Source organism: Microbacterium paraoxydans, assembly GCF_018224615.1.
GTDB lineage: Bacteria > Actinomycetota > Actinomycetes > Actinomycetales > Microbacteriaceae > Microbacterium > Microbacterium paraoxydans_B.
Window position 1 is genome coordinate 1,168,854 of record NZ_JAGTUK010000001.1, and the last position, 22,531, is coordinate 1,191,384.

General features: G+C 71.0%; 24 protein-coding genes. 10 read left to right on the plus strand and 14 right to left on the minus strand.

Annotated elements, in window-relative coordinates:
- Positions 1–143: 143 nt before the first annotated feature.
- Positions 144–1,025: a manganese catalase family protein gene (locus KE274_RS05500; RefSeq protein ID WP_211541622.1), complete on the minus strand. Its 882-nt coding sequence runs from the start codon at positions 1,023–1,025 to the stop codon at positions 144–146.
- Positions 1,026–1,219: 194 nt separating this feature from the next.
- Between KE274_RS05500 and KE274_RS05505 the strand changes: the two genes are divergently transcribed.
- Both KE274_RS05505 and KE274_RS05510 read left to right on the plus strand, forming a co-directional pair.
- Complete coding sequence (locus tag KE274_RS05505; RefSeq protein ID WP_211541623.1) at positions 1,220–2,611, plus strand: M20/M25/M40 family metallo-hydrolase; 1,392 nt, start codon at positions 1,220–1,222, stop codon at positions 2,609–2,611.
- Positions 2,612–2,754: 143 nt separating this feature from the next.
- Positions 2,755–3,324, plus strand: coding sequence for an alpha/beta fold hydrolase (locus tag KE274_RS05510; RefSeq protein WP_211541624.1), 570 nt, complete (start codon positions 2,755–2,757; stop codon positions 3,322–3,324).
- Between the two features lie 49 nt (positions 3,325–3,373).
- Here KE274_RS05510 and KE274_RS05515 read toward each other — a convergent pair whose 3' ends face one another.
- Together KE274_RS05515 and KE274_RS05520 are read right to left on the minus strand one after the other, a co-directional pair.
- A complete protein-coding gene (locus KE274_RS05515) occupies positions 3,374–3,673 on the minus strand; it encodes a Fe-S cluster assembly protein HesB (protein WP_211541625.1) in 300 nt (99 codons plus the stop codon).
- A gap of 105 nt (positions 3,674–3,778) precedes the next feature.
- Complete coding sequence (locus KE274_RS05520; protein ID WP_211541626.1) at positions 3,779–4,267, minus strand: GNAT family N-acetyltransferase; 489 nt, start codon at positions 4,265–4,267, stop codon at positions 3,779–3,781.
- A 120-nt stretch (positions 4,268–4,387) separates the two neighbouring features.
- Here KE274_RS05520 and KE274_RS05525 point away from each other — a divergent pair, with 120 nt between their 5' ends.
- The gene (locus KE274_RS05525) at positions 4,388–4,936 is read left to right on the plus strand and encodes a Dps family protein (protein ID WP_211541627.1); all 549 of its coding nucleotides are present in this window, start codon (positions 4,388–4,390) and stop codon (positions 4,934–4,936) included.
- A 53-nt stretch (positions 4,937–4,989) separates the two neighbouring features.
- Here the strand turns inward: KE274_RS05525 and KE274_RS05530 are convergent, their stop codons facing one another.
- The gene (locus KE274_RS05530; RefSeq protein WP_211541628.1) at positions 4,990–5,502 is read right to left on the minus strand and encodes a DUF6328 family protein; all 513 of its coding nucleotides are present in this window, start codon (positions 5,500–5,502) and stop codon (positions 4,990–4,992) included.
- A gap of 81 nt (positions 5,503–5,583) precedes the next feature.
- Between KE274_RS05530 and KE274_RS05535 the strand changes: the two genes are divergently transcribed.
- Positions 5,584–5,787, plus strand: coding sequence for a hypothetical protein (locus KE274_RS05535; RefSeq protein ID WP_211541629.1), 204 nt, complete (start codon positions 5,584–5,586; stop codon positions 5,785–5,787).
- A 22-nt stretch (positions 5,788–5,809) separates the two neighbouring features.
- Here KE274_RS05535 and KE274_RS05540 read toward each other — a convergent pair whose 3' ends face one another.
- Complete coding sequence (locus KE274_RS05540; protein WP_211541630.1) at positions 5,810–6,385, minus strand: 1-acyl-sn-glycerol-3-phosphate acyltransferase; 576 nt, start codon at positions 6,383–6,385, stop codon at positions 5,810–5,812.
- Between the two features lie 23 nt (positions 6,386–6,408).
- Positions 6,409–7,005, minus strand: a complete 597-nt coding sequence (locus KE274_RS05545) for a carboxymuconolactone decarboxylase family protein (RefSeq protein WP_211541631.1) — start codon at positions 7,003–7,005, stop codon at positions 6,409–6,411.
- Positions 7,006–7,133: 128 nt separating this feature from the next.
- Between KE274_RS05545 and KE274_RS05550 the strand changes: the two genes are divergently transcribed.
- A complete protein-coding gene (locus tag KE274_RS05550) occupies positions 7,134–7,280 on the plus strand; it encodes a hypothetical protein (protein ID WP_211541632.1) in 147 nt (48 codons plus the stop codon).
- 31 nt (positions 7,281–7,311) lie between these two features.
- Here KE274_RS05550 and KE274_RS05555 read toward each other — a convergent pair whose 3' ends face one another.
- Positions 7,312–8,787: an MDR family MFS transporter gene (locus KE274_RS05555; RefSeq protein WP_211541633.1), complete on the minus strand. Its 1,476-nt coding sequence runs from the start codon at positions 8,785–8,787 to the stop codon at positions 7,312–7,314.
- Between the two features lie 166 nt (positions 8,788–8,953).
- Between KE274_RS05555 and KE274_RS05560 the strand changes: the two genes are divergently transcribed.
- A complete protein-coding gene (locus KE274_RS05560; RefSeq protein ID WP_211541717.1) occupies positions 8,954–11,053 on the plus strand; it encodes an ABC transporter ATP-binding protein in 2,100 nt (699 codons plus the stop codon).
- A gap of 33 nt (positions 11,054–11,086) precedes the next feature.
- On the opposite strand, the gene KE274_RS05565 is transcribed toward KE274_RS05560, so the two are convergent.
- Genes KE274_RS05565 through KE274_RS05595 form a run of 7 tightly spaced genes read right to left on the minus strand, consistent with a single transcriptional unit; the run spans position 11,087 to position 18,417 of the window.
- On the minus strand, positions 11,087–11,860 hold the full coding sequence (locus KE274_RS05565) for an SDR family NAD(P)-dependent oxidoreductase (protein WP_211541634.1): 774 nt from the start codon (positions 11,858–11,860) through the stop codon (positions 11,087–11,089).
- A 28-nt stretch (positions 11,861–11,888) separates the two neighbouring features.
- Positions 11,889–12,833 (minus strand): glycosyltransferase family 2 protein, encoded by a 945-nt coding sequence (locus KE274_RS05570; RefSeq protein WP_211541635.1) that lies wholly within the window; start codon positions 12,831–12,833, stop codon positions 11,889–11,891.
- A 22-nt stretch (positions 12,834–12,855) separates the two neighbouring features.
- On the minus strand, positions 12,856–13,992 hold the full coding sequence (locus KE274_RS05575; RefSeq protein WP_211541636.1) for a cysteine desulfurase family protein: 1,137 nt from the start codon (positions 13,990–13,992) through the stop codon (positions 12,856–12,858).
- Positions 13,993–13,995: 3 nt separating this feature from the next.
- Positions 13,996–14,847 (minus strand): carboxylating nicotinate-nucleotide diphosphorylase, encoded by an 852-nt coding sequence (gene nadC, locus KE274_RS05580; RefSeq protein WP_211541637.1) that lies wholly within the window; start codon positions 14,845–14,847, stop codon positions 13,996–13,998.
- Entirely contained in the window at positions 14,847–16,373 is a 1,527-nt protein-coding gene (gene nadB / locus KE274_RS05585; protein WP_211541638.1) for an L-aspartate oxidase, read from the minus strand. The genes nadC and nadB overlap by 1 nt, the downstream gene beginning before the upstream one ends.
- Complete coding sequence (gene nadA / locus KE274_RS05590) at positions 16,370–17,704, minus strand: quinolinate synthase NadA (protein WP_211541639.1); 1,335 nt, start codon at positions 17,702–17,704, stop codon at positions 16,370–16,372. Before nadA ends, nadB begins: the two co-directional genes overlap by 4 nt.
- Positions 17,701–18,417, minus strand: coding sequence for an NUDIX hydrolase (locus KE274_RS05595; protein ID WP_211541640.1), 717 nt, complete (start codon positions 18,415–18,417; stop codon positions 17,701–17,703). The genes nadA and KE274_RS05595 overlap by 4 nt, the downstream gene beginning before the upstream one ends.
- 267 nt (positions 18,418–18,684) lie before the next feature.
- On the opposite strand from KE274_RS05595, the gene KE274_RS05600 reads away from it, so the two are divergent.
- From KE274_RS05600 to KE274_RS16495, 4 genes are all read left to right on the plus strand, one after another.
- Positions 18,685–20,376, plus strand: coding sequence for an ABC transporter substrate-binding protein (locus KE274_RS05600; RefSeq protein WP_211541641.1), 1,692 nt, complete (start codon positions 18,685–18,687; stop codon positions 20,374–20,376).
- A gap of 41 nt (positions 20,377–20,417) precedes the next feature.
- The gene (locus KE274_RS05605; protein ID WP_211541642.1) at positions 20,418–21,413 is read left to right on the plus strand and encodes an ABC transporter permease; all 996 of its coding nucleotides are present in this window, start codon (positions 20,418–20,420) and stop codon (positions 21,411–21,413) included.
- Positions 21,406–22,386, plus strand: coding sequence for an ABC transporter permease (locus KE274_RS05610; protein WP_211541643.1), 981 nt, complete (start codon positions 21,406–21,408; stop codon positions 22,384–22,386). Before KE274_RS05605 ends, KE274_RS05610 begins: the two co-directional genes overlap by 8 nt.
- Positions 22,383–22,531: ATP-binding cassette domain-containing protein (locus KE274_RS16495; RefSeq protein ID WP_249186107.1), on the plus strand; the 149-nt coding region annotated here is incomplete at its 3' end. The genes KE274_RS05610 and KE274_RS16495, both read left to right, overlap by 4 nt.

Genomic DNA, 22,531 nt, shown 5'->3' on the forward strand with positions numbered 1-22,531 from the left:
CGGTGTCGGTGGCGGTGCATTGGCGTTCCCTTCGACGCAGCAGCAGGAGCGTGAGCACCGACGCTAGCCGCGGTCGCCGCCGCGGACGAGGGCGTTGCGTCAGGCCGAGGGCGTCGGGTAAGACGCCGCCCTCGGCCTCGCCGTCACTCCTTGTGCAGGGCGTCCTGGGCGGCCCCCGCAACCTTCTCCACGAGGTTCGGCAGCTCCGTGGTGCCGTAGAACCGCGCGTCCGGGTGAGTGGGCGGCGGCATCTCGGCCGTGGTCGTGGGTCCCTCGTGGTAGCTGAACTCCCCGTGACCGTCCGGCGTCGGACCCGAGGCCCAGGTTCCCTCGGCCGCGGCAGGACCGTCGCTGAAGTTGAGGTACTGATACGACACGTCGCGGTGCTCCTTCGACAGCGGGAAGTTGCTCGGCACCGGCAGCGCCTCGGCACCCTCCGCCTTCAACTCCTCCGCCGCGGCCAGCCACTGGTTCTGGTGCATCGTGTCTCGTGCCAGCAGGAAGCTCAGCAGGTCGCGCACACCGTGGTCGTCGGTCATGTGGTACAGCCGAGCCACCTGCACCCTGCCCTGCATCTCGGCGTTCGCATTGGCCATGAAGTCGGCCAGCAGGTTGCCGCTCGCGGTGATGTACGAGCCCTGCCACGGGTTTCCGTTGCTGTCGACCGGGCGGGCGCCCGCACCGGCCACGATGCCCTGCTGCACGTCGGTCCCGCCGACGATCGCTGCCACGGTCGGGTCGTCCTGCACGGCGTCCTCCGTGATCCCGAGCGGGGACTTCTCGAGCAGCTGGGCGATCATGACCGCGAGCATCTCGACGTGTCCCATCTCCTCCGCGCCGATGCCGAACACCAGGTCGCGGTACTTGCCGGGGACGTGCATGTTCCAGGCCTGGAACTGGTACTGCAGGGCGACGGTGATCTCGCCGTACTGCCCGCCGAGGACCTCCTGCAGCTTGCGCGCGTAGACCGCGTCCGGGGCCTCCGGCGTCGCCGAGAACTGGAGCTCCTGTCGATGGAAGAACATGTCCGCACCTTTTCCTCTTCTTTGTGGATGAGCGGGCCATGCAACGCCCCGATGTCAGATCGGGTCAGGGCCTTTCCAAACCGCGAAGCGGCTGGGACAATCGCGCGGCTCAGGGCGCGTCGCCCGTGATAGGCCCCCTTCACGCCGGCGTCAAGCCCGGCGACGAAAAGCGGGACACAGACCAGGGTGGCGATATGGCGGAGGAACAGGCGGGCGTGGACCGGATCTCGGCGTTCCTGCGCGGCAACCTCGACGACATCGTCGCCCGGCTCTCGACCGGTGTCGCGATCCCCTCGGTCTCGGCCGATCCGGAGCGGGCCGGCGACCTGGCGCGCTCGGCGCGATGGATCGCGGGGGAGCTGCGGGAGGTCGGTCTCACCACGACGCTGCTGCCGGCCGGCGACTCGGTCACCGTGTTCGCCGAGACCGAAGCCGTTCCTGGTGCGCCCACCGTGCTGGTCTACAGTCACCACGACGTGCGCGCCGCCAAGCCCGAGGAATGGGCGGAGACCGCGCCGTTCACCCCGGTGCGCCGCGACAACCGCCTGTACGGGCGTGGGGCATCGGACGCGAAAGGTCAGGTGCTCGCGCACGTGTGGGCGCTGCGGGCGCTCGCCGCGGTCGACGGGGCGCCAGGGCTCACCGTGAAACTGCTGATCGACGGCGAGGAGGAGATCGGTTCGCCGCACCTCCTGCGCCTTCTCGACGACGACCCCGAGCGCTTCGCGTGCGACCTCGTCGTGTTCTCCGACACGATCCAGTGGCGTGCCGACGCCCCGGCGCCGGTGACCTCGATGCGCGGCACCGTCACGGCCACGCTCACGGTGCACGGCCCCGCGCGCGACGTGCACAGCGGCGCAGCCTCCGGGGTGACACTCAACCCGGCGCTCGCCCTCGCTCGCGTGCTCGCCGGGATGCACGACGCGGCCGGGCGCATCGCGGTCCCCGGCCTGCTCGATCGGGTCGCGCCGACCTCCCCGCAACGCGCGGCCGAACTCGCCGCCCTGCCGTTCGACGAGGCGGACTGGCTGGAACGCACGGAGACCCGCGCGGTCGTGGGGGAGCCGGGCCACACCGTGCCGGAGCGTCTGTGGACGCGGCCGGCGATCGAGGTGATCTCCCTGCTGGCCGGTGATCCGGACGGCCTCGAGCGCTCGGTCATCCCGCGTGAGGCCACGGCGTCGCTGAGCGTGCGCACGGTTCCGGGCCAGCGCATCCCGGAGGTCGTGGAGCACCTGCGGGCGTACGTGGCCGCGGCGATGACCGACGGGGCGTCCTACACGTTCGAGGCCGACGAAGACATCGCACAGGAGCCGTATTCCTCGCCCGACGACGCCGTGCTCGACGCCCTGGAGCGCGCCCTCGCCCTCGGGTACGGACTCCCGGTGCGCGGACGCATGGGCAACGCGGGCGGCGGACCGGCGGAATGGTTGTCGGGTCGTCTCGGCGCGCCGGTGTACTTCCTCGGCACCGGGCTCCCCGAGGACCATTGGCACGCGAGTGACGAGAGCATCGACCTCGACATGCTCGTGCGGGGCGCGGCCACGATCGCCCACCTGTGGCGTGAGCTCCGACCACCGCGATGACTCCGCCGGGGGCCGTGAGGAGGAGCGGTCCCCGGCGGGATACGCTGGACAGAGGCGGCAACGGCCGCGGCGCGGGTCGCAGGAGCTCGGCGCGCTCGACCGCCTGCGTTCCAGACACCGACGCCACGAGGAGAGCGACGCCGATGACCGACACCCAGATCTTCGAGCCAGAGGGCCGCGCGATCCCCTTCGTGGACGAGGGTGACGGACCCGTCAAGCTCGTACTGATCCAGGAGCGCGACCTGGCTGCCGACGTGCTCGGTGTCGTCGGGCACTACCTCGCCGAGGAAGCCGGGTTCCACGTGCTGCGCATCGGGCATCGCGCGGACGGCGTCGACGCCTCGCTCGACGATCGAGTGGCCGACGCGCTCGCCGTGATCGACCACGTGGGTCTCGCTGACACCTGGATCGGCGGGCACGGCTTCGGCGGCACGGTCGCGCGTGCGTTCGCCCTCGCCCACCCCGACCGCGTCAACGGCATCGCCCTGCTCGGTGTGGAAGACGTGGACGTGCCGCTCGCGCCGGTCGTCCCGGTGCTGCTCATCCAGGGTACGGACGACACCGACACCCCGGCCGCGAACGCCGAGACCCTGCAGGCCGGCGCCCCTGAGCGTGCCAGCATCAAGACCATCGAGGGCGGGGGCCACCTCTTCCCGATGACCCACCCGATCGAGACCGCCGTGGTGCTCGAGGAGTACCTCGACTGGGACTGAACGCACGGATGCCGCGACCGTGTCGGCCGCGGCATCCGAAGTCCGTCGGTCAGGCGACCTGCGGGAGAACGGCGAAGGACACGGAGCCCTCGTCGTCGACACCCGCGTCCAGGACCTTGTCGTCGAGGGCGGCCGCGGCCGCATCGTCGAGGAAGAGACGCGTTCCCTGGATCTCCACGACCTGATCAGCCGGTTCCGGGTCGGCCGTGACGGCGACGGCGAGATGCGCTGCGCCCGAGGCGTCCTGCGCCGGGGCGGAGTGGATCCGCAGGCCCGCGTCCGGCGCGTCGTTCTGCCGACTCACGAGGGTCGACACGATGGCGGTGGCGTTGTCGGTGAGGGTGAGCACGAAGCTCTCCTTTCCGGTCGGGTCGTGCCGCGGTCGCGACACCTCCGCCACGATTCCGGCCTCCGCCGAGCGACTCCACCCCCTTGCGTCTGAGGAGCGTCGCGTTTACTCTCGCAGCCGCTTGCGGAGGAACACCTGCGCGGTGCCGTCGCCATCGGGCACCCGCTCGTGCTCCACGTAACCGCACGACGTGTACAGCCGGAGGTTGGCCTCGCTCAGGCTGCCCGTGAAGAGCTCCGCGACCGGCGCATGCGACGCCTGCTCCGCGGCCTCCAGCAGCCGACGCCCGATCCCCTCGCCCTGCATGTCCGGAGCGATCGCGATGCGGCCGATGAGCAGCAGGTCGTCCTTCTCCACATAGCGGATCGCCCCCACCAGTCGACCGTCCACGCGCGCCGTGAAGCCGGATTCCGACCGCAGCTCGGCCTCGAGCTCCGCGAGCGTCTGGGTGAGGGGCGGCATGTCCACGCTGCCGTAGATCGCGGCTTCCGAGACGAAGGCCGCCCGCTGCACGGTCAGCACCTCGCCCGCATCGGCATCGCTGATCGGGGAGATCACGATCTCCGGGCCCTCCTTGTGCTCGCTGCTGGTCACGCTTCCGCCTCTCTCGTGTCGTTCGGGGACTCCGCCACGTTCGACCGGGAGTCGGGTGGGTGTCAACCCCCTCGATCCGGGGCGGTCGTCGTGGTTAGCGTCGCGGCAGGAGGACACACCATGGCAGAGAACACGAAGAAGAACGGCGCCGCCAAGAGCGGAGGCAGCACCCGGGTTAAGACCACCCGTCAGCAGAACGCGGAGAAGGGCTTCACCGCCTCGTCCACTCTCGCGGCGAACCTGCAGGCCGTGCTGGTCGACCTGATCGAGCTCTCACTGCAGGGCAAGCAGGCGCACTGGAACGTCGTCGGCAGGAACTTCCGCGACACGCACCGCCAGCTCGACGAGATCATCGAGGATGCGCGCACCTTCAGCGACACGATCGCCGAGCGCATGCGCGCGCTGCACGCGGTGCCGGACGGCCGCAGCGCCACCATCGCGAAGACCACGACGCTTCCCGAGTTCCCCACGGGAGAGGTGTCGACCACGGAGACGATCGACCTCGTGACCGAGCGGCTCGAGGCCACCGTCGCGACCCTCCGCGGCGTGCACGACGACGTGGACGAGGAAGACCCCACCTCGGCCGATCTGCTGCACGCCGTGATCGAGCGCCTCGAGCAGTTCGCCTGGATGGTGAGCGCCGAGAACCGCAGCCCCGCCGGTCGCTGAGCGCGCCGTGCCATCGCCGTCGTCGTCGTGCCCTTCGCGCGAGACGGCGGCGATCACGTGTCGGCGCGGGCCCGGCGCAGGAAACCGGGCAGCGCCATCCACAGTCCCGTCACGAGGACGAGCGCCGCGACGAGCGCGACGAGCCCGGCCGTGCGGTTCACGGTGAAGTCGACGATGAGGGTGGTGACACCGATCGTCAGCGCCCCGATCACCACCAGATCGACCTTCACGATGCGCGCCGCGATCCGCACCAGCTCCGGCTTCTGCCGCGTGCCGAACAGCGCCCGGTGCATCCCGACCGGAGCGAGCGCGAGGATGGTGGCGATCGCGGCGAGCGCCACCAGCACCACGTACAGGTCGCGCTGCACCTCGTCCATGTCGGTGAACCGGGGCTGGAAGGCCACGGCCAGCAGGAACCCGGTGAGGATCTGCGTACCGGTCTGCATCACGCGGAGCTCCTGCAGCAGTTCGTCCCAGTTGCGGTCGGCGCGCTCGTTCGGGGTCTCGTCGCGCCCGTCGTCGCGGTCGTCCCGGTCTTCCGGTCCGCGGCGTGCTTCTGCTGTCATGGACACAGTCTCGTGGCGGAAATCCCGCCGTGTCCAGAAGGTTGCGCGGGAGCCCGCGAGCACTCTCGGAAAGGATCACGAATGACGCTTCCCCCGATCGACGAGTGGTGGCCGGAGCTGTCCGACGAGGCGCAACGTGCGGTCCTCGGCGGCGGCTCGCGGCACCTCGATGACGACGTGCGCGAGCAGATCCGGGAGATCACGGGAGCCGTGGTCGGGATGATCGAGTCGCTCTCCGACGACGACCTCGCCTACGCGCGGGAGCACGCACCGGCAGACGACTGAGCGCGGCGTCGGCCGAGGACGGTCAGGCCCGCTCGCCTTCCTCGCGCAGCCTCGGTTCGGTGCGCCGCTCCGGCCGGACACCGTGTTTGTCGGCGTAGAACGCGCGGATGCGGTCCATGTCGGCGGAGACGTCTCCGGTCAGGTCGATGGTCGGTCCGAGCCCCGTGGTCATGGTCGCGCGGTCGACGAAGCCCAGGGTCACGGGCATGCCCGTCTCACGCGCGATGCGGTAGAAGCCGGACTTCCAGTACGCGTTGCCGCCGCGGGTGCCGTCCGGTGTGACGACCAGACCGAACACGGTTCCCGCGTGCACCTGCGCCACCACATCGCCGACGACCCTGGCGGGGTCGGACCGATCGACCGGGATGCCGCCGAGTCTCCGCATGATCGGACCGCGCCAGCCGCGGAACAGGCTCTTCTTGCCCAGCCAGTGCACGTCGATGCCGAGGCGCCAGGCGATCGCGAGCATCAGCACGAAATCCCAGTTCGAGGTGTGCGGAGCGCCGACCAGCACGGTCGGGCGCGTCGGGGCGTCCTCGCCGGTGAGGGTCCAGCGGCTGAACGCCCAGAACACGCGGGCCAGCAGTCTTCTGAGCATCCGTCAACGCTAGGGGAGCGGGCCTATCGATCCGCTGGCGGTGCCGGGTCGACGCGCTCGCCTGTCAGCGCCGTCACCACCGCGGGCGGGAGACCGGGGACGGGATCGACGGGCACGGCCAGGGCCTGCAGGGCGCGACTGAAGTAGTTGCGCGCGGCGGCCGCGAGCGTGATGTCCACGATTTGCCGGTCGGTGAAGCCGGCGTCGCGCAGCTCCTGCGTGTCCCGGTCGGTCATGGCGGACGCGTCGCGCGACAGGCGGTCGGCATACCGCACCACCACCTGCTCCTGCGGGGTGAAGGCGCTGTCGTCGCCCTGACCGAACGCGGCGAGTCCGGCCTCGTCGAGCACGCCGACGCGGAGGGAGCGCCGGCCGTGGGCGAGCAGGCAGTGCGTCGATCCGATCGCGCGGGCGGCCCCGAGCGTCGCGGCCTCGTAGACGCGCACGCCGATGGAGGGCACGATCGCGTGCACCAGGGCTTCGAACGCGGCGTGCGCCTCCGGGTTGACCGCCATCGCCTGGGTGTGTGCGTACACGAACCCGTCGTCGGCGAGGTCGCCGTCGTACATGGCGGCGACGTGGCCCTCGGCTGTCGCGGCCAGCGGGGTCTGGATGATCATGTCGGCTCCTCGCGTTCGGGGCCGTGTCGCCGGGGCACGGCCCGCGTCACCCCGAACGATACGCCGCACCGCTGAGGCCGGAAAGAGCGTTCGGCGCCCATGGCTCGCAGCGGGCGTACGATCGAGGGATGACCGAGAAGACGCAGCAGGACGCGGGCCTGGAGACGCCGGCCGCGTTGCAGCCGCTCCCCGTCGCCCTCGAGCTGAACGACGCCGCCGCCGCGGGCTTCTGCGCCAACGGCGTCTGCCAGCTCCCCGCGCCGCCGACGCGGTAGGAGCGACAGACGCCGTCGCGATCCTGGGGTGTCAGTGGCCTCCGTGGGCCGCATCCCCCGCATCGTCGGCGGGCTTGCGCACGAACGGGCTCAGCGCCACCGCCGCAAGCGAGATGATCGCCGCGAGGAGGAAGGCCATGCGGGCGCCCGGTGCTCCCGCGGCTGCTCGCGACAGTCCGTCGTCTTCGCCCGCGTGCAGGATCGCCGAGTAGGTGACGGTGAGCAGCGCGACGCCGGCCGCCCCGCCCACCTGCTGCAGCGTGTTGAGCACCGCCGAGCCGTGCGAGTACAGCGAGCGGTGCAGCGACCCCAGCGACGACGAGAACAGCGGCGTGAACGACATCGCGAGCCCGACCGACATGGCCGCCTGCACGATGATCAGCAGCCACCACACGGTGTGCTCGCCCACGGTGGAGTAGAAGAACAGCGACGCCGACACCAGCACCGTGCCGGGGATCAGCAGCGGGCGCGTGCCACGGGCGTCGTACACCCGGCCCATGACCGGGCCGAGCAGGCCCATCAGCACCGAACCCGGGAGCAGGATGAGACCTGACTCGAGCGCCGTGAGTCCCGCCACGTTCTGCAGGTACTGCGGCAGCAGGGTGAGCGTGCCGAACATCGACAGCGCCAGGATGGTCATGATGATCACGGCGAGCGAGAAGTTGCCCACGCGGAACACCCGCAGGTCGAGCAGGGCGTCGTCCACGCGCTGCAGCACGAGCTGACGCCAGACGAACAGTCCGAGCGACACGGCGCCGACGGCCAGCGCGATCACGCCGGCCGTGCCACCGGAGCCGCCCTCACCGCCGAACTGGCTGAGGCCGTACACGATGCCGCCGAAGCCGAGCGCCGCGAGCGGGATCGACAGCACGTCGAGCGGCGCCTTGCGGGTCTCGCCCAGGTTGGTCATCCACTTCACGCCCATGAACAGCGAGACGAGGGCGATCGGCAGCACGATCGCGAACAGCGCGCGCCAGTTGAACGCGTCGAGCACGGCGCCCGCGAGCGTGGGGCCGATCGCCGGGGCGAGCGAGATCACCAGACCGACGCGGCCCATCATGCGACCGCGCGACTGCGGCGGCACCACGTTCATGATGGTGGTCATCAGCAACGGCATCATGATGCCGGTGCCCGCGGCCTGGATGACGCGGCCGACCAGCAGCACCGAGAAGCCGGGGGCGACCAGGGCGACGAGGGTGCCCAGCGAGAACGCGGTCATGGCGGCGATGAACACCTGCCGCGTGGTGAAGCGCTGCAGGATGAACCCGGTCGTCGGGATCACCACCGCCATGGTCAGCATGAACGCGCTCGTGAGCCACTGCCCGAGCTCGGGCGGGATCCCGAGGTCGGTGTTGAGGTGCGGGATCGCGATCCCCATCGTGGTCTCGTTGAGGATCGCGACGAAGGCCGCGACGAGCAGCAGCCAGATCACGCGCATGTCGCGGCGAGGGATCTCGCCGCCCTGCGCGGGAGGCGTCGTGATGGAGCCGGTATCGACGGCAGACATGGGCGGCCTCCAGGGCGTCGAGGGGGAAGAGGGCGCGAGAGTTCGCAGGAGTCACTCAGCGTAACGGGTGCCGCGGACATTTCATTCCGATCCCTGCCATATCCGCTCAGGGCGGAGCGCGACGGGCGGCGAGGTCGGTGGCCGTGGGTACGCTTGCGCCATGAGCATGGGTGGCATGGGCGGCGGACCGCGGGTTGGTTTCCGCGGGGTCGATGAGGAGGCCCAACGCCGCCTGAACGCCGAGGCCCCGCGCATCGAGGGCCTAGGCAGCCGTGTGGTCGCGCTGTTCAGCGCCTACCGATGGCGCATCCTCCTGACCGGCATCCTCGTGGTCGCGGGAGCGGGCATCGCCGTCATCCCGCCGCTGCTGGTGCAGCGCATCTTCGACGACGCGCTGTTCCCCGTCGACGGCGGCGGCCCGCAGCTGCAGCTGCTGGCGTGGCTCGTCGGCACCATGGTCGCGCTGTTCCTGCTCTCGGCCGGTCTCGGCGTCGTGCAGACGTGGCTCACCGCAACGGTGGGCAACAGCGTCACGGGCGACCTCCGGGTGCGCCTGTTCGAGCACCTGCAGGCCATGGAGCTCGGTTTCTTCACCCGCACGAAGACCGGGGTCATCCAATCTCGCCTGCAGAACGACGTCGGCGGCGTCTCCGGCGTGCTCACCAACACGGTCACGAGCATCCTCGGCAATGCCGTCACCGTGATCGCCTCGCTCGTCGCGATGATCCTGATCGACTGGCGCCTCACCCTGATCGCGGTCGTGTTGATGCCGTTCCTGGTGCTGGTGCAGCGCCGCGTCGGCCAGGTGCGGGCGCGCATAGCCGGGGAGACGCAGGAGTCCCTGTCGGAGCTCACCTCCATCACGCAGGAGACGCTGAGCGTGTCGGGCATGCTGCTCTCCAAGGCGTTCAACCGGCAGCGCACCGAGTCGGAGCGCTACCAGGCGGAGAACCGCAACCAGGTGGTGCTGCAGGTTCGCCGGGCCATGAGCGGCCAGGGCTTCTTCGCGGTCGTGCAGGTGATCATGGCCAGCGTCCCGGCGGTCATCTACCTCGTGTCCGGGTTCTTCATCGCGGGCGGCACCGGGGCCATCACGGCCGGCACGATCGTGGCGTTCACCACGGTGCAGGCACGGCTGCTCATGCCGTTGATGGGGCTCATGCGCGTCTCGCTCGACCTGCAGACCTCCTCCGCCCTGTTCGCGCGCATCTTCGAGTACCTCGACCTGGTGCCCGAGATCACCGATGCGCCGGACGCGATCACGGTCGACCGGGCACCGGGGCCACGGGGTCGCGTGGAGTTCGCCGACGTGGTGTTCCGCTATCCGGATGCCGCGCCCGACGCGCGGCCCACGCTGCACGGGGTGTCGTTCGTGGCGGAGCCGGGGCAGCACGTGGCTTTCGTGGGGCCGTCCGGTGCGGGCAAGACCACGATCATCTACCTCGCGCCGCGCCTGTACGAGGCCACGGCGGGCACCGTGCTGTTCGCCGGGGCCGATGTGCGCACGCTGCGCCAGGATTCGATCATCGACGACGTGGGCATCGTGTCGCAGGAGACGTACCTCTTCCACGCCACCATCCGGGAGAACCTGCTCTACGCCAAGCCCGACGCGACTGAGGACGAGCTGATCGCCGCGTGCACCGCGGCCAACATCCACCACATCATCAGCGGCTTCGAGAAGGGCTACGACACCGTGGTCGGTGAGCGCGGGTACCGGCTGTCGGGCGGGGAGAAGCAGCGGATCGCGATCGCTCGTGTGCTGCTGAAAGACCCGCCGGTGCTGCTGCTCGACGAGGCGACCTCGGCGCTGGACACGGTGTCCGAGCGGGTCGTGCAGGAAGCACTGGACGAGGCGGCCAAGGGGCGCACGACGCTCTCGATCGCCCACCGGCTGTCGACCGTGATGGGCGCCGATGTGATCCACGTGATCGACGCCGGACGCATCGTGGAGTCGGGAACGCACGCCGAGCTGTTGGCGCACGGGGGTCTCTACGCCGAGCTCGCCGCGCAGCAGGTCGCGGCGTCGCGCGTGCTCACGGTCGAGGCCGAGGTGGAGGCGGACGACGACCCCGCGCAGCCCGCGACCGGGGGAGTGCGCGCGGGCCTCGACGCCCGGCGGGCCGATCGTGCGCCCGACGACGCGGCCGCGGCGGATGCCGTCACCGCACTCGCGACCGCAGCCCCGCTCCTCACGCCGACCGCTCCTGCTTCGGCCGCCGCTGTCGCGTCGCCCGACCCCGACGACCCCGCGCTGCCCGAGGCGTGAGCGGCTCGCGCGGCCGAGCCCGGGGCGTGTGCGTCAGTGCACCGACAAGCCGCCGTCGACGAACAGCGAGTGACCCGTGACGTAGGCCGAGCCCGCGCCGGCGAGGAACACCGCCGCTCCGGCGAAGTCACTCGGCAGGCCGTTGCGCCCGATCATGGTGCGCGCGGCGAGGGCCGCGATCGTGTCGGGGTCTTCCTGCAGCCGCGCATTGAGCGGGGTGAGCACGAAGCCCGGTACCAGCGTGTTGCTCGTGACCCCGGTGCCGCCCCAGGCCTCGGCCTCCGAGCGCATGAGCGACTCGACCGCACCCTTCGAGGCGCCGTACACCCCGCTGCCCACGAAGGCGCGGTGCGCCTGCTGCGAGCTGATGTGGATGAGGCGTCCATAGCCGCGGGCCGCCATACCGCTGGCGTAGCGCTGGCCGAGCAGGAACGGGGCGAGCGCGTTGACCGTCATGGTCGCGTCCCAGTCGTCCTGCGTGATCTCGGGGTAGGGCGGCCGCAGGTTGATGCCTGCCGAGTTCACCAGGATGTCCGGCTCGCCGAACGGCTCCGTCGCGGCGGCCGCCACCGCCTGGATGCCCTCGCGCGTGCCGAGGTCGCCGACGACGCCGGCCGCGCGGGCGCCATACCCGCGCAGCTCCTCGACGGTCTCGCGGATGCGCTCCTCACCGCGAGCGACGATCACGGTCGCGGCACCCGCCCGGGCCAGGGCGGTGGCGATGCCGCGGCCGATGCCGGAGCTGCCGCCGGTCACGACGGCCGTGCGTCCGTCGAGCGAGAAGAGCGAATCGAGGTAGGCGTTCATGCGGGGCGGCCTTTCGGGCGGGCGGGGCTCACCAGCTCAGGGCGCGGGCGAGCGTGGGATCGGGGGCGGCGTCGGCGTACTCGGGCAGGGCCCGGAGCTCCGTCAGGAACGCGTCCACCTCGGCGGCGTACGCGGGGTCGGGGTGCGTGCGGGCGATGTCGAGCAGGGGAGGGACGTCCATCGCCAGGATGAGGTCGAGACGTGCCGTGACAGCCGCCCGCGCCCCCGCGGCGTGCAGCACGGCGATCCCCCCGCGGAGCGCTGTCAGGTAGTCGCGCAGCACCGGGAGCTCGGCCTTGCTCTGCGTGATGGAGGTGCCGTCGGCCCTGACCCGCCACTGCACCACGACGTCGGGGATCACGTCGAACGCGGTGGCCCGGGTGTACAGCGTCTGCGCCACGACCTGGTCCTCGTACGCGACGCCCTCGGGGAAGCGGAGGTCGTCCCACAGGGGCGTCCTGCTCACCTTCGACCACGCGACGATGTTCGATACGGCCGCGGGGTGCTCGGCCAGCGTCGTGCCGCGGCGCTCCGGGGCGGTGGCGGCGGCCACCCACGGCTGCACGCGCCCGGCCACGTACCGGTCGCCCTGCCACCGGGACCGCACGTAGGCGCCGGCGGCGAAGTCGCTGCCGGTCTGCTCGAGCGTGCCGAGCAGGCGGGACAGGGCCGCGGGGCGCAACTCGTCGTCGGCGTCGAGGAAGCCGGTGTAGGGGGTGTCGACGAGCGCGAGCCCCACGTTGCGCGCGGCACCGAGGCCGCGCGAGGCGGCGTGACGCACGACCGTGAACCGGGGGTCGCCGGACGCGGCGTCGTCGAAGATCGCGCCGGTGTCGTCGGTCGAGCCGTCGTCGATCAGGATGGCCCGCCAGCGCTGCTCGGTCTGTGCGCGCAGCGAGTCGAGCGCGGCGGGGGCGAAGGCGGCGATGTCTCGTCCTGGCACGATCAGGGTCACGAGGGGGGCATCGGTCACGTGCCGAGTCTAGGGCCGCAGCTCAGCCCCTCACGGCGTCGACGGCGGCGGCCACGAGCGCGGCGAGGCGTTCCGGCGCGTCGTCCGGGAGCGGGGCCCGCCCGAACGTGAAGCGCACCGCGGTCTGGGCCACCGCGGGGTCGACGCCGCACGCCAGCAGCACGTGCGAGGGCTCGTCACTCCCGGCCGCGCAGGCGGAGCCGCTGGAGGAGATCACGCCGCGGCGCTCCAGCTCCAACAGCACCGCTTCGCCGCTGACCCCCGCGAACGTGAAGCTGGCCGTGGCGGGCAGACGGTGCACGGGGTCGCCCGTGAGCGCCGCCTCGGGCACCCGCCGCCTCACCTCCGCGATGAAGCGTCCCGTCGCCGCGCCGATCCGTGTCACCACGGCCTCGCGCTCCTGTTCCGCGAGCTCGAGCGCGGTGGCGAGGCCGACGGCACCCGCGACGTCCGCCGTGCCAGAGCGGCGTCCGCGCTCCTGTCCGCCGCCGTGCAGGAGCGGCTCCAGGGGGAGGCGACCGCGCACCGCGAGGGCTCCGGTTCCCTTGGGGGCGCCGAGCTTGTGGCCCGCGATCGACACGGCGTCGGCGCCCACGCCCAGCAGCGGCAGCCAGCCGGCCGATTGCACGGCGTCGAGGTGCAACGGCACTCCGCGGGCGCGGGCGACCGAGGTCAGCGCTTCGACGTCCTGCACCGTGCCGATCTCGTTGTTCGCGTGGCCCAGCGCGATGAGCGCGGTATCGTCCCGGACCGCGGCACCGAGAGCGTCCGGCGGGATGCGGCCGTCCGCCCCGACCTCGACCCTCGTGACCTCGACGCCGTGGAACCGTGCGAGGTAGGCCGCGGACTCCAGGATCGACTCGTGCTCGATCGGCGACACCACGAGATGCCGCCGCCCCGCCTCCAGCGCGCCGAGCACGAGGCCCTTCACGGCGAGGTTGTTCGCCTCGGTGCCGCCGCTGGTGAACACCACGTCTCCGCGCCGCATCCCGAGCACGCGGGCGACCCTGCCCCTGGCGTCTTCCAGGGCATCCGCCGCCGCTTCGCCCGCCGTGTGGTGGCTGGCGGGGTTGCCGAACACCGACGTGAGGTACGGCTGCATGGCGGCAAGCACCTCCGGGCGCACGGGGGAGGTGGCGGCGTGGTCGAGGTACAGCACGGCTCAGTCGATCCGCAGGTCCAGCCCGAGGTCGAGCGCGCGGGCCGAGTGGGTCAGCGCACCGACGGAGATGACGTCCACCCCCGTGCGGGCGATCTCGGCGACCGTGTCGAGGCTGACGCCGCCCGAGGCCTCGACGGTCGCGCGGCCGTCCACCAGGGCGACCCCGGCCCGCAGGTCGTCCGGCGTGAAGTTGTCCAGCAGCACGGTGTGCGCGCCGCCGTCGAGCACCGCGGGCAGCTGGTCCAGGCGATCGACCTCGACCACGACGTGCGTGGTGTGCGGCAGACGCGACACGGCCTCGCGCAGCGCGGTCGCCAGGTCGAGGCCCGTGCGCTGCAGCACCGCGAGGTGGTTGTCCTTGGCCATGACCGCGTCGGACAGCGAGAAGCGGTGATTGCGTCCGCCGCCGCACGCGACCGCGTGGCGCTCGAACGCCCGCAGCCCCGGTGTGGTCTTCCTGGTGTCGGCGATGCGGGCTCCGGTGCCGTCGACCGCCGCGACGTAGGCGGCCGTGAGGGTCGCGATGCCCGACATCCGCTGGGTGAAGTTCAGCGCCACGCGCTCGGCGGTCAGCAGGCTGCGGGCGGCTCCGGTCACGGTGGCGAGCACGTCGCCCGCGGCGAACGCGTCGCCGTCGCCCACGTGCAGGTCCACCGTGACGTCGGGGTCGGTGAGGGTGAACGCCGCCGCGAAGACCTCGCCACCGCTGAACACTCCGGGTTCGCGGGCGACGAGGTCGGCGGTCGCGGTGGCGTCGGCGGGCAGCAGGGTCGCACTGGTCAGGTCGCCCCACGGAGCGTCCTCCTCCAGGGCGGCGCCGACCACGCGGGTGAGGGTGGCACGGGTGAGCATCAGACGGTCTCCAGGATCGAGGGGCGTGTGGTCGCGGTCGTGGCGGGTTCCGCGTCCGCGCGGTGGTGCGCGCCGACCGAGGCGCGGCGGGCGAGGGCGGCGGTGGCCGTGGCCTCCGCGACCCGGAGCAGGTGTGCGTCCTCGAGGTCGCGGGGGCTCTGCGGCGGCTGCTGCGCGGCGGTCCAGGCGCGGATCGTGTCGAGCGCGCGGGCGAGGCCCTGGCCCGTGCGGTGCAGCCCGACCTCGTCCCACATGAGCTGCTGCAGAGCGCGGCGCGTGAAGGGGGGAGTGGCGGCGGTCGCCGTCGCTGCGGCGGGGGACGTGGCCGGCCGGGGCGCGGTGGGGCCGGGGTGGACGACCGACGGCCAGGGCAGTGCGAGGGCCGCGGCGGCGCGCGCCCCGAACACCGCGCCCTCCAGGAGCGAGTTCGAGGCGAGGCGATTGGCGCCGTGCACGCCGGTGCGGGCCACCTCGCCCACGGCGAAGAGGCCGCGGACGGTGGTGCGTCCGTCGAGATCGGTCGTGACGCCGCCCATCAGGTAGTGCGCGGCCGGGGTGACCGGGAGCGGCTCGCGGCCCCAGTCGAAGCCGCGTTCGCGGGTGACGCGGTCGATCGTGGGGAAGCGGCGCGCCAGGGTCGCGGCGCCGAGCATCGTGGCGTCGAGCAGCACCGGCGAACCCTGTCGCGCAGCCTGCGCCGCGATCGCCCTGGCCACCACGTCGCGCGGGGCCAGCTCGCCGTCGGGGTGGCTGTCGAACGCGAAGCGCCGTCCGTGGGCGTCGAGTAGCACCGCGCCCTCGCCGCGCACGGCCTCGGAGATGAGGAACGCGGGGCCGGAGGCGAGCACGGTGGGGTGGAACTGGACGAACTCGAGGTCGGCGACCGCGGCCCCCGCCCGCAGGGCCGCGGCGATCCCGTCGCCCGTGACCCCGTCGGGGTTGGTGGTGTGGGCGTACAACTGCCCGGCGCCCCCGGTCGCGAGGATGACGGCGTCGGCGGTCACCACGGCGGGGTGCCCGTCGACGAGCAGCTCCACGCCGCGCACGGCACCGTCCGCCACGGTCAGCCCGGTGAGCATCGCGCCCTCGATGTGGGGGACACCCGCCCGGCGGACGGCCGCGGTGAGTGCGGTCGCGATGGCCGCTCCCGTGGCGTCGCCGCCCGCGTGCAGGATCCGCGCGTGGGAGTGGGCGGCTTCCCGTCCGCGCTGCAGCGTGCCGTCCGCGGCGCGGTCGAACGCCACGCCCCGGGCGGCGAGTTCCGCGATCCGGGCGGAGGTCGCGGCGACGAGGGTCTGCACGGCCGCGCGGTCGGAGAGTCCTGCGCCGGCGGTGAGGGTGTCGTCGGCGTGGGCGGCCGGGGAGTCGTCCGGCCCGTAGCCGCCCGCGATGCCGCCCTGGGCGAGCGGTGTGCAGCCCGCGCCGAGCGCGTCCTTCGTCACGAGCGTCACGGTGTGCCCGGCCTCGTGCGCGTGCAAGGCCGCGGTCAGCCCCGCGATCCCCGCGCCGACGACGACGACGTTCATCGCGCGCCGGCTGCCGGGGGCTTGGCCGCGAGCATGCGCTCGAGGGCGACCCTGGCCGGCTCGGCGACGTCGGCGGACACGGTGATGCGGTTCGGCGTCCGCCCGGCGACCAGTTCCTCCAGCGTCCAGGCGAGGTAGCCGGGGTGAATGCGGTACATGGTCGAGCACGGGCACACGACGGGGTCGAGGCAGAAGATGCGGTGCTGCGGGTACTGCGCGGCGAGGCGGCGCACCAGATTGATCTCCGTGCCGATCGCGAACGTGGTCGGGGTGGTGGCCTCGTCGATGGCCCGCCGGATGTACTCCGTCGACCCGGCCTCGTCCGCGGCGTCGACCACCTCCATCGGGCACTCGGGGTGCACGATCACGCGCACACCGGGGTGCTCGGCGCGCGCCTGGTCGATCTGCGCGACCGTGAAGCGGCGGTGAACCGAGCAGAACCCGTGCCACAGGATGACCCGGGCGTCTTCCAGCTCGTCGGAGGTGGAACCGCCGAGCGCTCGCCGCGGATTCCACAGCGGCATGCGCTCGAGCGGCACGCCCATGGCCTTGGCGGTGTTGCGGCCGAGGTGCTGGTCGGGGAAGAACAGCACGCGCTGTCCGCGCTCGAACGCCCACTCGAGCACCGTGTGCGCGTTGGAGGAGGTGCAGACGATGCCGCCGTGCCGCCCCACGAAGCCCTTGATCGCGGCGGAGGAGTTCATGTAGGTCACGGGGATGACGGGCACGCGGCCCTCCGCGTCCGGGGTGTCGAGGTCGCCGAGCACCTCGGCGAGCTGCTCCCAGCACTCCTCGACCTGGTCGATGTCGGCCATGTCGGCCATCGAGCACCCGGCGGCGAGGTTCGGCAGGATCACGGCCTGTTCCGGGCGGGAGAGCAGGTCGGCGGTCTCGGCCATGAAGTGCACACCGCAGAAGACGATCGCCTCGGCGTCGGTGCGTCCCTTGGCCGCGGTGGCGAGCTGGAAGGAGTCGCCCACGTAGTCGGCGTGCGTCACGACCTCCTCGCGCTGGTAGAAGTGGCCGAGGATCACGACGCGGTCGCCCAGGGTGGCCTTGGCCGCGCGGATGCGGTCGTGCAGCTCGGCCTCCGGGGCCTCGCGGTACTCCGCCGGGAGCTCGCCCTGACGCGGGGCGCCGGTGGGGATCACGTCGCCCATGGACGAGCCGGGGCCGTAGCCGGGGCGGGTGTCGAAGTCCCAGGGGCCCACCGCGAGATCGGTGGTGCAGGTGGCCTCGGTCGACGTGCCGCTGACGATCGCCTGGATCGCGTGGTCGACGGAGGCGTCCGGCGCGAGGACGGTGGGCGTCGGGACGGCGGTGATGCTCATCGGGTGCTCGTTTCTTCGGGGCCGAGGGGGCCGCGGTCGGCCAGCTCGACGTCGGTGTTGTCGCGGTACAGACGGGCGGGACGGTGGCTTCCGGTGCGGAACCGGTCGGTGGGGAGGAGGTTTCCGGCGGCCTCCACCTGGCGCCGGAAGTTCGCGGGATCGAGCTGCCGGCCGAGGATCGATTCGTACGCTTCGCGCAGTTCGGCGAGCGTGAACTCCTCCGGAAGGAAGCCGTGCGCGACGCGGCTGTAGCCGACCTTGTTGCGCAGACGCCAGACGGCGTACTCGATGATCTTCGCGTGATCGAACGCGAGCGAGGGGAGGTCGTCGACCTCGAACCACTCCACGTTCTCGGGCGCATGGCCGCTGGCGTGGTGCGCGGCGATCTGGGCCTCGACGTCGTCCTGCCGCAGCAGCGCCCAGTACACGATCGACACGACGCGTGTGGGGGAGCGGTCGACCGCGCCGAACGCGTAGAGCTGCTCGAGGTAGCTGGGCGCGAGTCCCGTGGTCTCGGCCAGGGTGCGGGCGGCCGCGTCGACCGGCGACTCCTCGGCGGTGAGCCAGCCGCCGGGGAGTGCCCACTGCTGGGCGAACGGTTCTCGCGTGCGCAGGACGAGGGGGAGGGCGAGCACGGCGCGCCCGTCCTCGGTACGTCGCAGCGTCAGGATCACGGTCGACACGGCGACGCGGATGGACGAGCTTCGAGTCATAGGCACCTTAACCTCCGTGAACGATCTTAGTGTCAAGACGACTCTTAGGGCGACTTCGTGACGACGGAGGGCGGGCGAGTCCGAAACGTTATCTCCGGCCGGGAATAACGCTTGTCCACCCTGATCGGGTTTGTTAGGTTACTGTCCTAACAAACCCCTTCGAGGCGACGACCGTCTCCTCCTCCCGGGGTTCCCGTGAACCCCGACCGGGGTTCGGCTCCATCCGGAGAATCCCTCCTGCAGTGCAGCACCGAGAGGAAATGAAGAATGATCCGTAAGGGAAAGCGCGGCATCGCGCTCACGGCGGTCGCGGGGGCCTCGGTCCTCGCGCTCGGACTCACCGCCTGCGGTGGCGGGGGCGGCGAAGGCGGCAACGCCGACGGCGACCGCGCTCTGCGTGTCTGGGCCGGAAGCCAGACGCCCATCACCGCCAACTACAACCCGTTCGCGCCCACCGTGCTCCACGGTGCCCTCGGCCCGATCTATGAGCCGCTGTTCTTCTACAACAAGACGAAGGACTCCGAGCCCATCGGCCTGATCGGCGACTCGTTCGAGTACAACGAGGACGGCACCCAGATCACGGTCAAGATCAAGCCCGACCTCAAGTGGAGCGACGGCGAGCCGCTCACCGCCGACGACGTCGTGTTCTCGTTCCAGTACGAGGCCAACAACCCCGAGGGCAACGGCCTCGTCTCGGCCGAGGCGACGGACGAGACCACTGCCGTCCTCACCTACTCCATCCCGCAGTACACCACCGAGTTCCAGCGCATGGGGTCGAGCTACATCCTCCCCGAGCACATCTGGAAGGACGTCACCGACTTCGCCAACTTCGCCAACGAAGACCCGGTCGGCTCCGGCCCGTACGTCGTGGACAAGACCACGAGCGAGTCGTACACCCTGGTCGCGAACGAGAACTACCGCGGCGCCGACGAGCTCGCAGTGAAGAAGGTCCAGTACATCGCGGTCGACAACAACCAGACCGCGCAGGACCTCCTGGCGGCGGGCGAGCTCGACTGGACAGGCATGTTCATCCCGAACCCGGACGACGTCACGGGAAACGGCAAGATCGACTGGATCAACACGCCGCAGGACCCGACCGTCCTCTACACGTGCTCGAACGCCGAGCTCGGCTGCACGGGACCGCAGACCGACGTCGCGGTGCGCCAGGCGCTCAACGTCGCGATCGACCGCTCGACCATCAAGGACAAGGCGTTCGTCGGACTGACGGGTGACATCTCGCCCGCGTACACGCTGCTGCCGCGCGACGAGAAGTGGCTCGCCGACCCGGCCAACGAGGTCAGTCCGCAGGAGGCCAACGTCGAGGAGGCCGACTCGATCCTGGAGGCGGCCGGCTACACGAAGGGCTCGTCCGGTATCTACGAGAAGAACGGTGTGCCGCTCGAGCTCAGCCTGATCTCGGTCGACGGCTGGACCGATTACAACGACGCCGCGAAGCTCATCGCGGAGCAGGCGGAGAAGGCCGGCATCAAGGTCACCGCATCGACCGTGCAGTGGCAGGAGTTCTCCGACGCCCGCCAGGGCGGGAACTTCCAGCTCATCGTCGGTGGTGTCATCGGCACGTCGGTCGCCGATCCGTTCCAGATCTACCGCGACTGGTTCGGTGGCACGGCGGTCGAGTCGACGAGCCCCGTCGGCACCGAGATCCCCGCGGGTCGCTGGAACTTCAGCCGCTACAACAACCCGACGGTCGACGCGGCCATCCAGTCCGCGATCGGCACGGACGACGAGGCGACGAAGAAGGAGCTGTACGCCACGATCCAGTCCGAGATCGTGCGTGACCTGCCCTACATCCCGCTCGTGATCAACGCCACGCAGACCTTCTACAACACGAAGGACTACACGGGCTGGCCCACGGAGGACGACCTGTACGCGTTCCCGCCGTCCTGGGGTGCCATCGCCGCCGGATACGTGCTGACGCAGATCAAGCCGGCCGGCTGAGTCGAAGGAGTCGGGGAAGCAGGAAGTCAGGACACAGTGACATGAAGTTCTATGCACGAAGGATCGGGTTCTACGCGTTCACGCTGTGGGCCGCGATCTCCATCAACTTCCTGCTTCCCCGGCTCATGCCGGGGAACCCCGCCGACATCATGATCGCCAAGATGCAGCGGGCGGGCGGCGAGGTCTCCGAGACCACGATCCGCAACATCAAGCTGCTGCTGGGCGGCGACGACTCCTCGCTGTGGGAGCAGTACCTCGCCTACTGGGGGCGGATGTTCCGCGGTGATCTCGGCATCTCCGTAACGAAGTTCCCGACGCCGGTCGCCGACCTCATCGCCGGGGCCCTGCCGTGGACGCTGGTGCTGGTGGGCACCGCGACCGTCATCTCCTTCCTCCTGGGTGTCGTGCTCGGCGCCTGGGCGGGGTGGAAGCGCGGCACCTGGGTGGATCACCTGATTCCCGCCACCACGGTGCTGCAGTCGATCCCGTACTTCTGGATGGCGCTGATCCTGGTCGCCGTCTTCGCGGTGGGGCTCGGATGGTTCCCCATCTTCGGGGGCTACGACGTGTTCGACTTCCCCGATGGCCCAGAGCCCACCTGGGCGTTCTTCTCCGACGCGGTGGCGCATTCGATCCTCCCCGCCGTCACGATCGTGATCAGCTCGGTCGGCGGGTGGATGTTCGGCATGCGCAACATGATGGTGTCCACCCTTGCCGAGGACTACGTGCTGACCGCTGAGGCGAAGGGGCTCCGCCCGCGCCGCATCATGACCACGTATGCCGCGCGCAACGCCGCCATCCCCTCGATCGCGGGCTTCTCGATCACCCTCGGGTTCGTGGTCGCCGGCTCCATCGTCATGGAGCAGGTGTTCACGTATCCGGGCGTCGGGAAGCTCATGTTCCAGGCCGTCACCAACAACGACTACGCGCTGATGCAGGGGCTGTTCCTCGTGATCACCCTCACGGTGCTCGTCGCCAACTTCTTCATGGACCTCGTCTATGGCTTCATCGACCCGAGGGCTCGCCAGAATGTCTGACACGAAGAACCCGCTCCTGATCGAGGAGTCGCCCACCGTCGCCCCCGAGGGCACGGTCGCCGTGGCCACGCAGCGCCAGGAGCGCACGCGTCGCCGGATCCTGCCCAGCACCTCGCCGAAGTTCATCGTCGGTACCGTGCTCGTGCTCGCCATCGTGCTCTTCGCGATCATCGCGCCGATCTTCGCCCAGAACCCGCGCAGCACCGACAACCCGGCCCTCGCGGCACCGTCGGCCGAGCACTGGCTGGGAACGACCAAGCTCGGCAACGACGTGTTCGCGCAGCTCGCCGTCGGGGCTCAGGGGTCGCTGCTGATCGGCGTCACGGCCGGCGGCATCGCGATCGTCCTGTCCCTCTTCTTCGGCGTGCTCGCCGGGTATCTCGGCGGCTGGCGGGAGGATGCACTGGCGCTGCTCACGAACGTGATGATCGTGATCCCCGGCCTCCCGCTCGTCATGGTGATCGCCTCGTTCGTGCCGCAGCGCAGCTGGCAGCTCGTCGCGTTCGTGCTCGGCATCACGTCGTGGGCCGGAGCGGCGTACGTGCTGCGCCTGCAGACGCGCTCCCTGCGTACCCGCGACTACGTGTACGCCTCGAAGGTCGCCGGTGAGCGATCCTTCCGCGTCATCCTGGTCGAGATCATGCCCAACCTGCTGCCACTGCTGACGGCGCAGTTCCTGTTCGCGATCATCTTCGCGATCCTCGGTGAGGCCGGACTGTCGTACCTGGGGCTCGGTCCGAACTCGTCGATCACGTGGGGCTCGATCCTCAACGACGCGCAGTCCGGTCAGGCCCTGGGTCGCGGAGCATGGTGGTGGTTCGTGCCGCCGGGCATCATGATCGCGATCCTCGGCGCGGGTCTCGCGCTGATCAACTTCGCGATCGACGAGGTCATCAACCCGAAGCTGCGCAACGCGCCCGAGGCGGCCCGCCGACTGCGCAAGGCCGCGAAGACGAAGGGAGTCACCGCATGAGTGAGGCGGTGTTGTCGGCGCGGAATGTGTCGATTGAGTATGAGGTGGATCCGCCGGTGCGGGCGGTGCGGGATGTGTCGTTGACTCTGCATCGGGGGGAGATTTTGGGGTTGGCGGGGGAGTCGGGGTGTGGGAAGACGACTCT

Coding starts and splice junctions, on each gene's coding strand:
- KE274_RS05500 (WP_211541622.1), bottom strand. CDS start 1,025: ATGTTCTTCCATCGACAGGAGCTCCAGTTCTCGGCGACGCCGGAGGCC.
- KE274_RS05505 (WP_211541623.1), top strand. CDS start 1,220: ATGGCGGAGGAACAGGCGGGCGTGGACCGGATCTCGGCGTTCCTGCGC.
- KE274_RS05510 (WP_211541624.1), top strand. CDS start 2,755: ATGACCGACACCCAGATCTTCGAGCCAGAGGGCCGCGCGATCCCCTTC.
- KE274_RS05525 (WP_211541627.1), top strand. CDS start 4,388: ATGGCAGAGAACACGAAGAAGAACGGCGCCGCCAAGAGCGGAGGCAGC.
- KE274_RS05530 (WP_211541628.1), bottom strand. CDS start 5,502: ATGACAGCAGAAGCACGCCGCGGACCGGAAGACCGGGACGACCGCGAC.
- KE274_RS05535 (WP_211541629.1), top strand. CDS start 5,584: ATGACGCTTCCCCCGATCGACGAGTGGTGGCCGGAGCTGTCCGACGAG.
- KE274_RS05540 (WP_211541630.1), bottom strand. CDS start 6,385: ATGCTCAGAAGACTGCTGGCCCGCGTGTTCTGGGCGTTCAGCCGCTGG.
- KE274_RS05545 (WP_211541631.1), bottom strand. CDS start 7,005: ATGATCATCCAGACCCCGCTGGCCGCGACAGCCGAGGGCCACGTCGCC.
- KE274_RS05550 (WP_211541632.1), top strand. CDS start 7,134: ATGACCGAGAAGACGCAGCAGGACGCGGGCCTGGAGACGCCGGCCGCG.
- KE274_RS05555 (WP_211541633.1), bottom strand. CDS start 8,787: ATGTCTGCCGTCGATACCGGCTCCATCACGACGCCTCCCGCGCAGGGC.
- KE274_RS05560 (WP_211541717.1), top strand. CDS start 8,954: ATGGGTGGCATGGGCGGCGGACCGCGGGTTGGTTTCCGCGGGGTCGAT.
- KE274_RS05565 (WP_211541634.1), bottom strand. CDS start 11,860: ATGAACGCCTACCTCGATTCGCTCTTCTCGCTCGACGGACGCACGGCC.
- nadC (WP_211541637.1), bottom strand. CDS start 14,847: ATGCTCACCCGTGCCACCCTCACCCGCGTGGTCGGCGCCGCCCTGGAG.
- nadB (WP_211541638.1), bottom strand. CDS start 16,373: ATGAACGTCGTCGTCGTCGGCGCGGGGATCGCGGGGCTGACCGCGGCC.
- nadA (WP_211541639.1), bottom strand. CDS start 17,704: ATGAGCATCACCGCCGTCCCGACGCCCACCGTCCTCGCGCCGGACGCC.
- KE274_RS05595 (WP_211541640.1), bottom strand. CDS start 18,417: ATGACTCGAAGCTCGTCCATCCGCGTCGCCGTGTCGACCGTGATCCTG.
- KE274_RS05600 (WP_211541641.1), top strand. CDS start 18,685: ATGATCCGTAAGGGAAAGCGCGGCATCGCGCTCACGGCGGTCGCGGGG.
- KE274_RS05605 (WP_211541642.1), top strand. CDS start 20,418: ATGAAGTTCTATGCACGAAGGATCGGGTTCTACGCGTTCACGCTGTGG.
- KE274_RS05610 (WP_211541643.1), top strand. CDS start 21,406: ATGTCTGACACGAAGAACCCGCTCCTGATCGAGGAGTCGCCCACCGTC.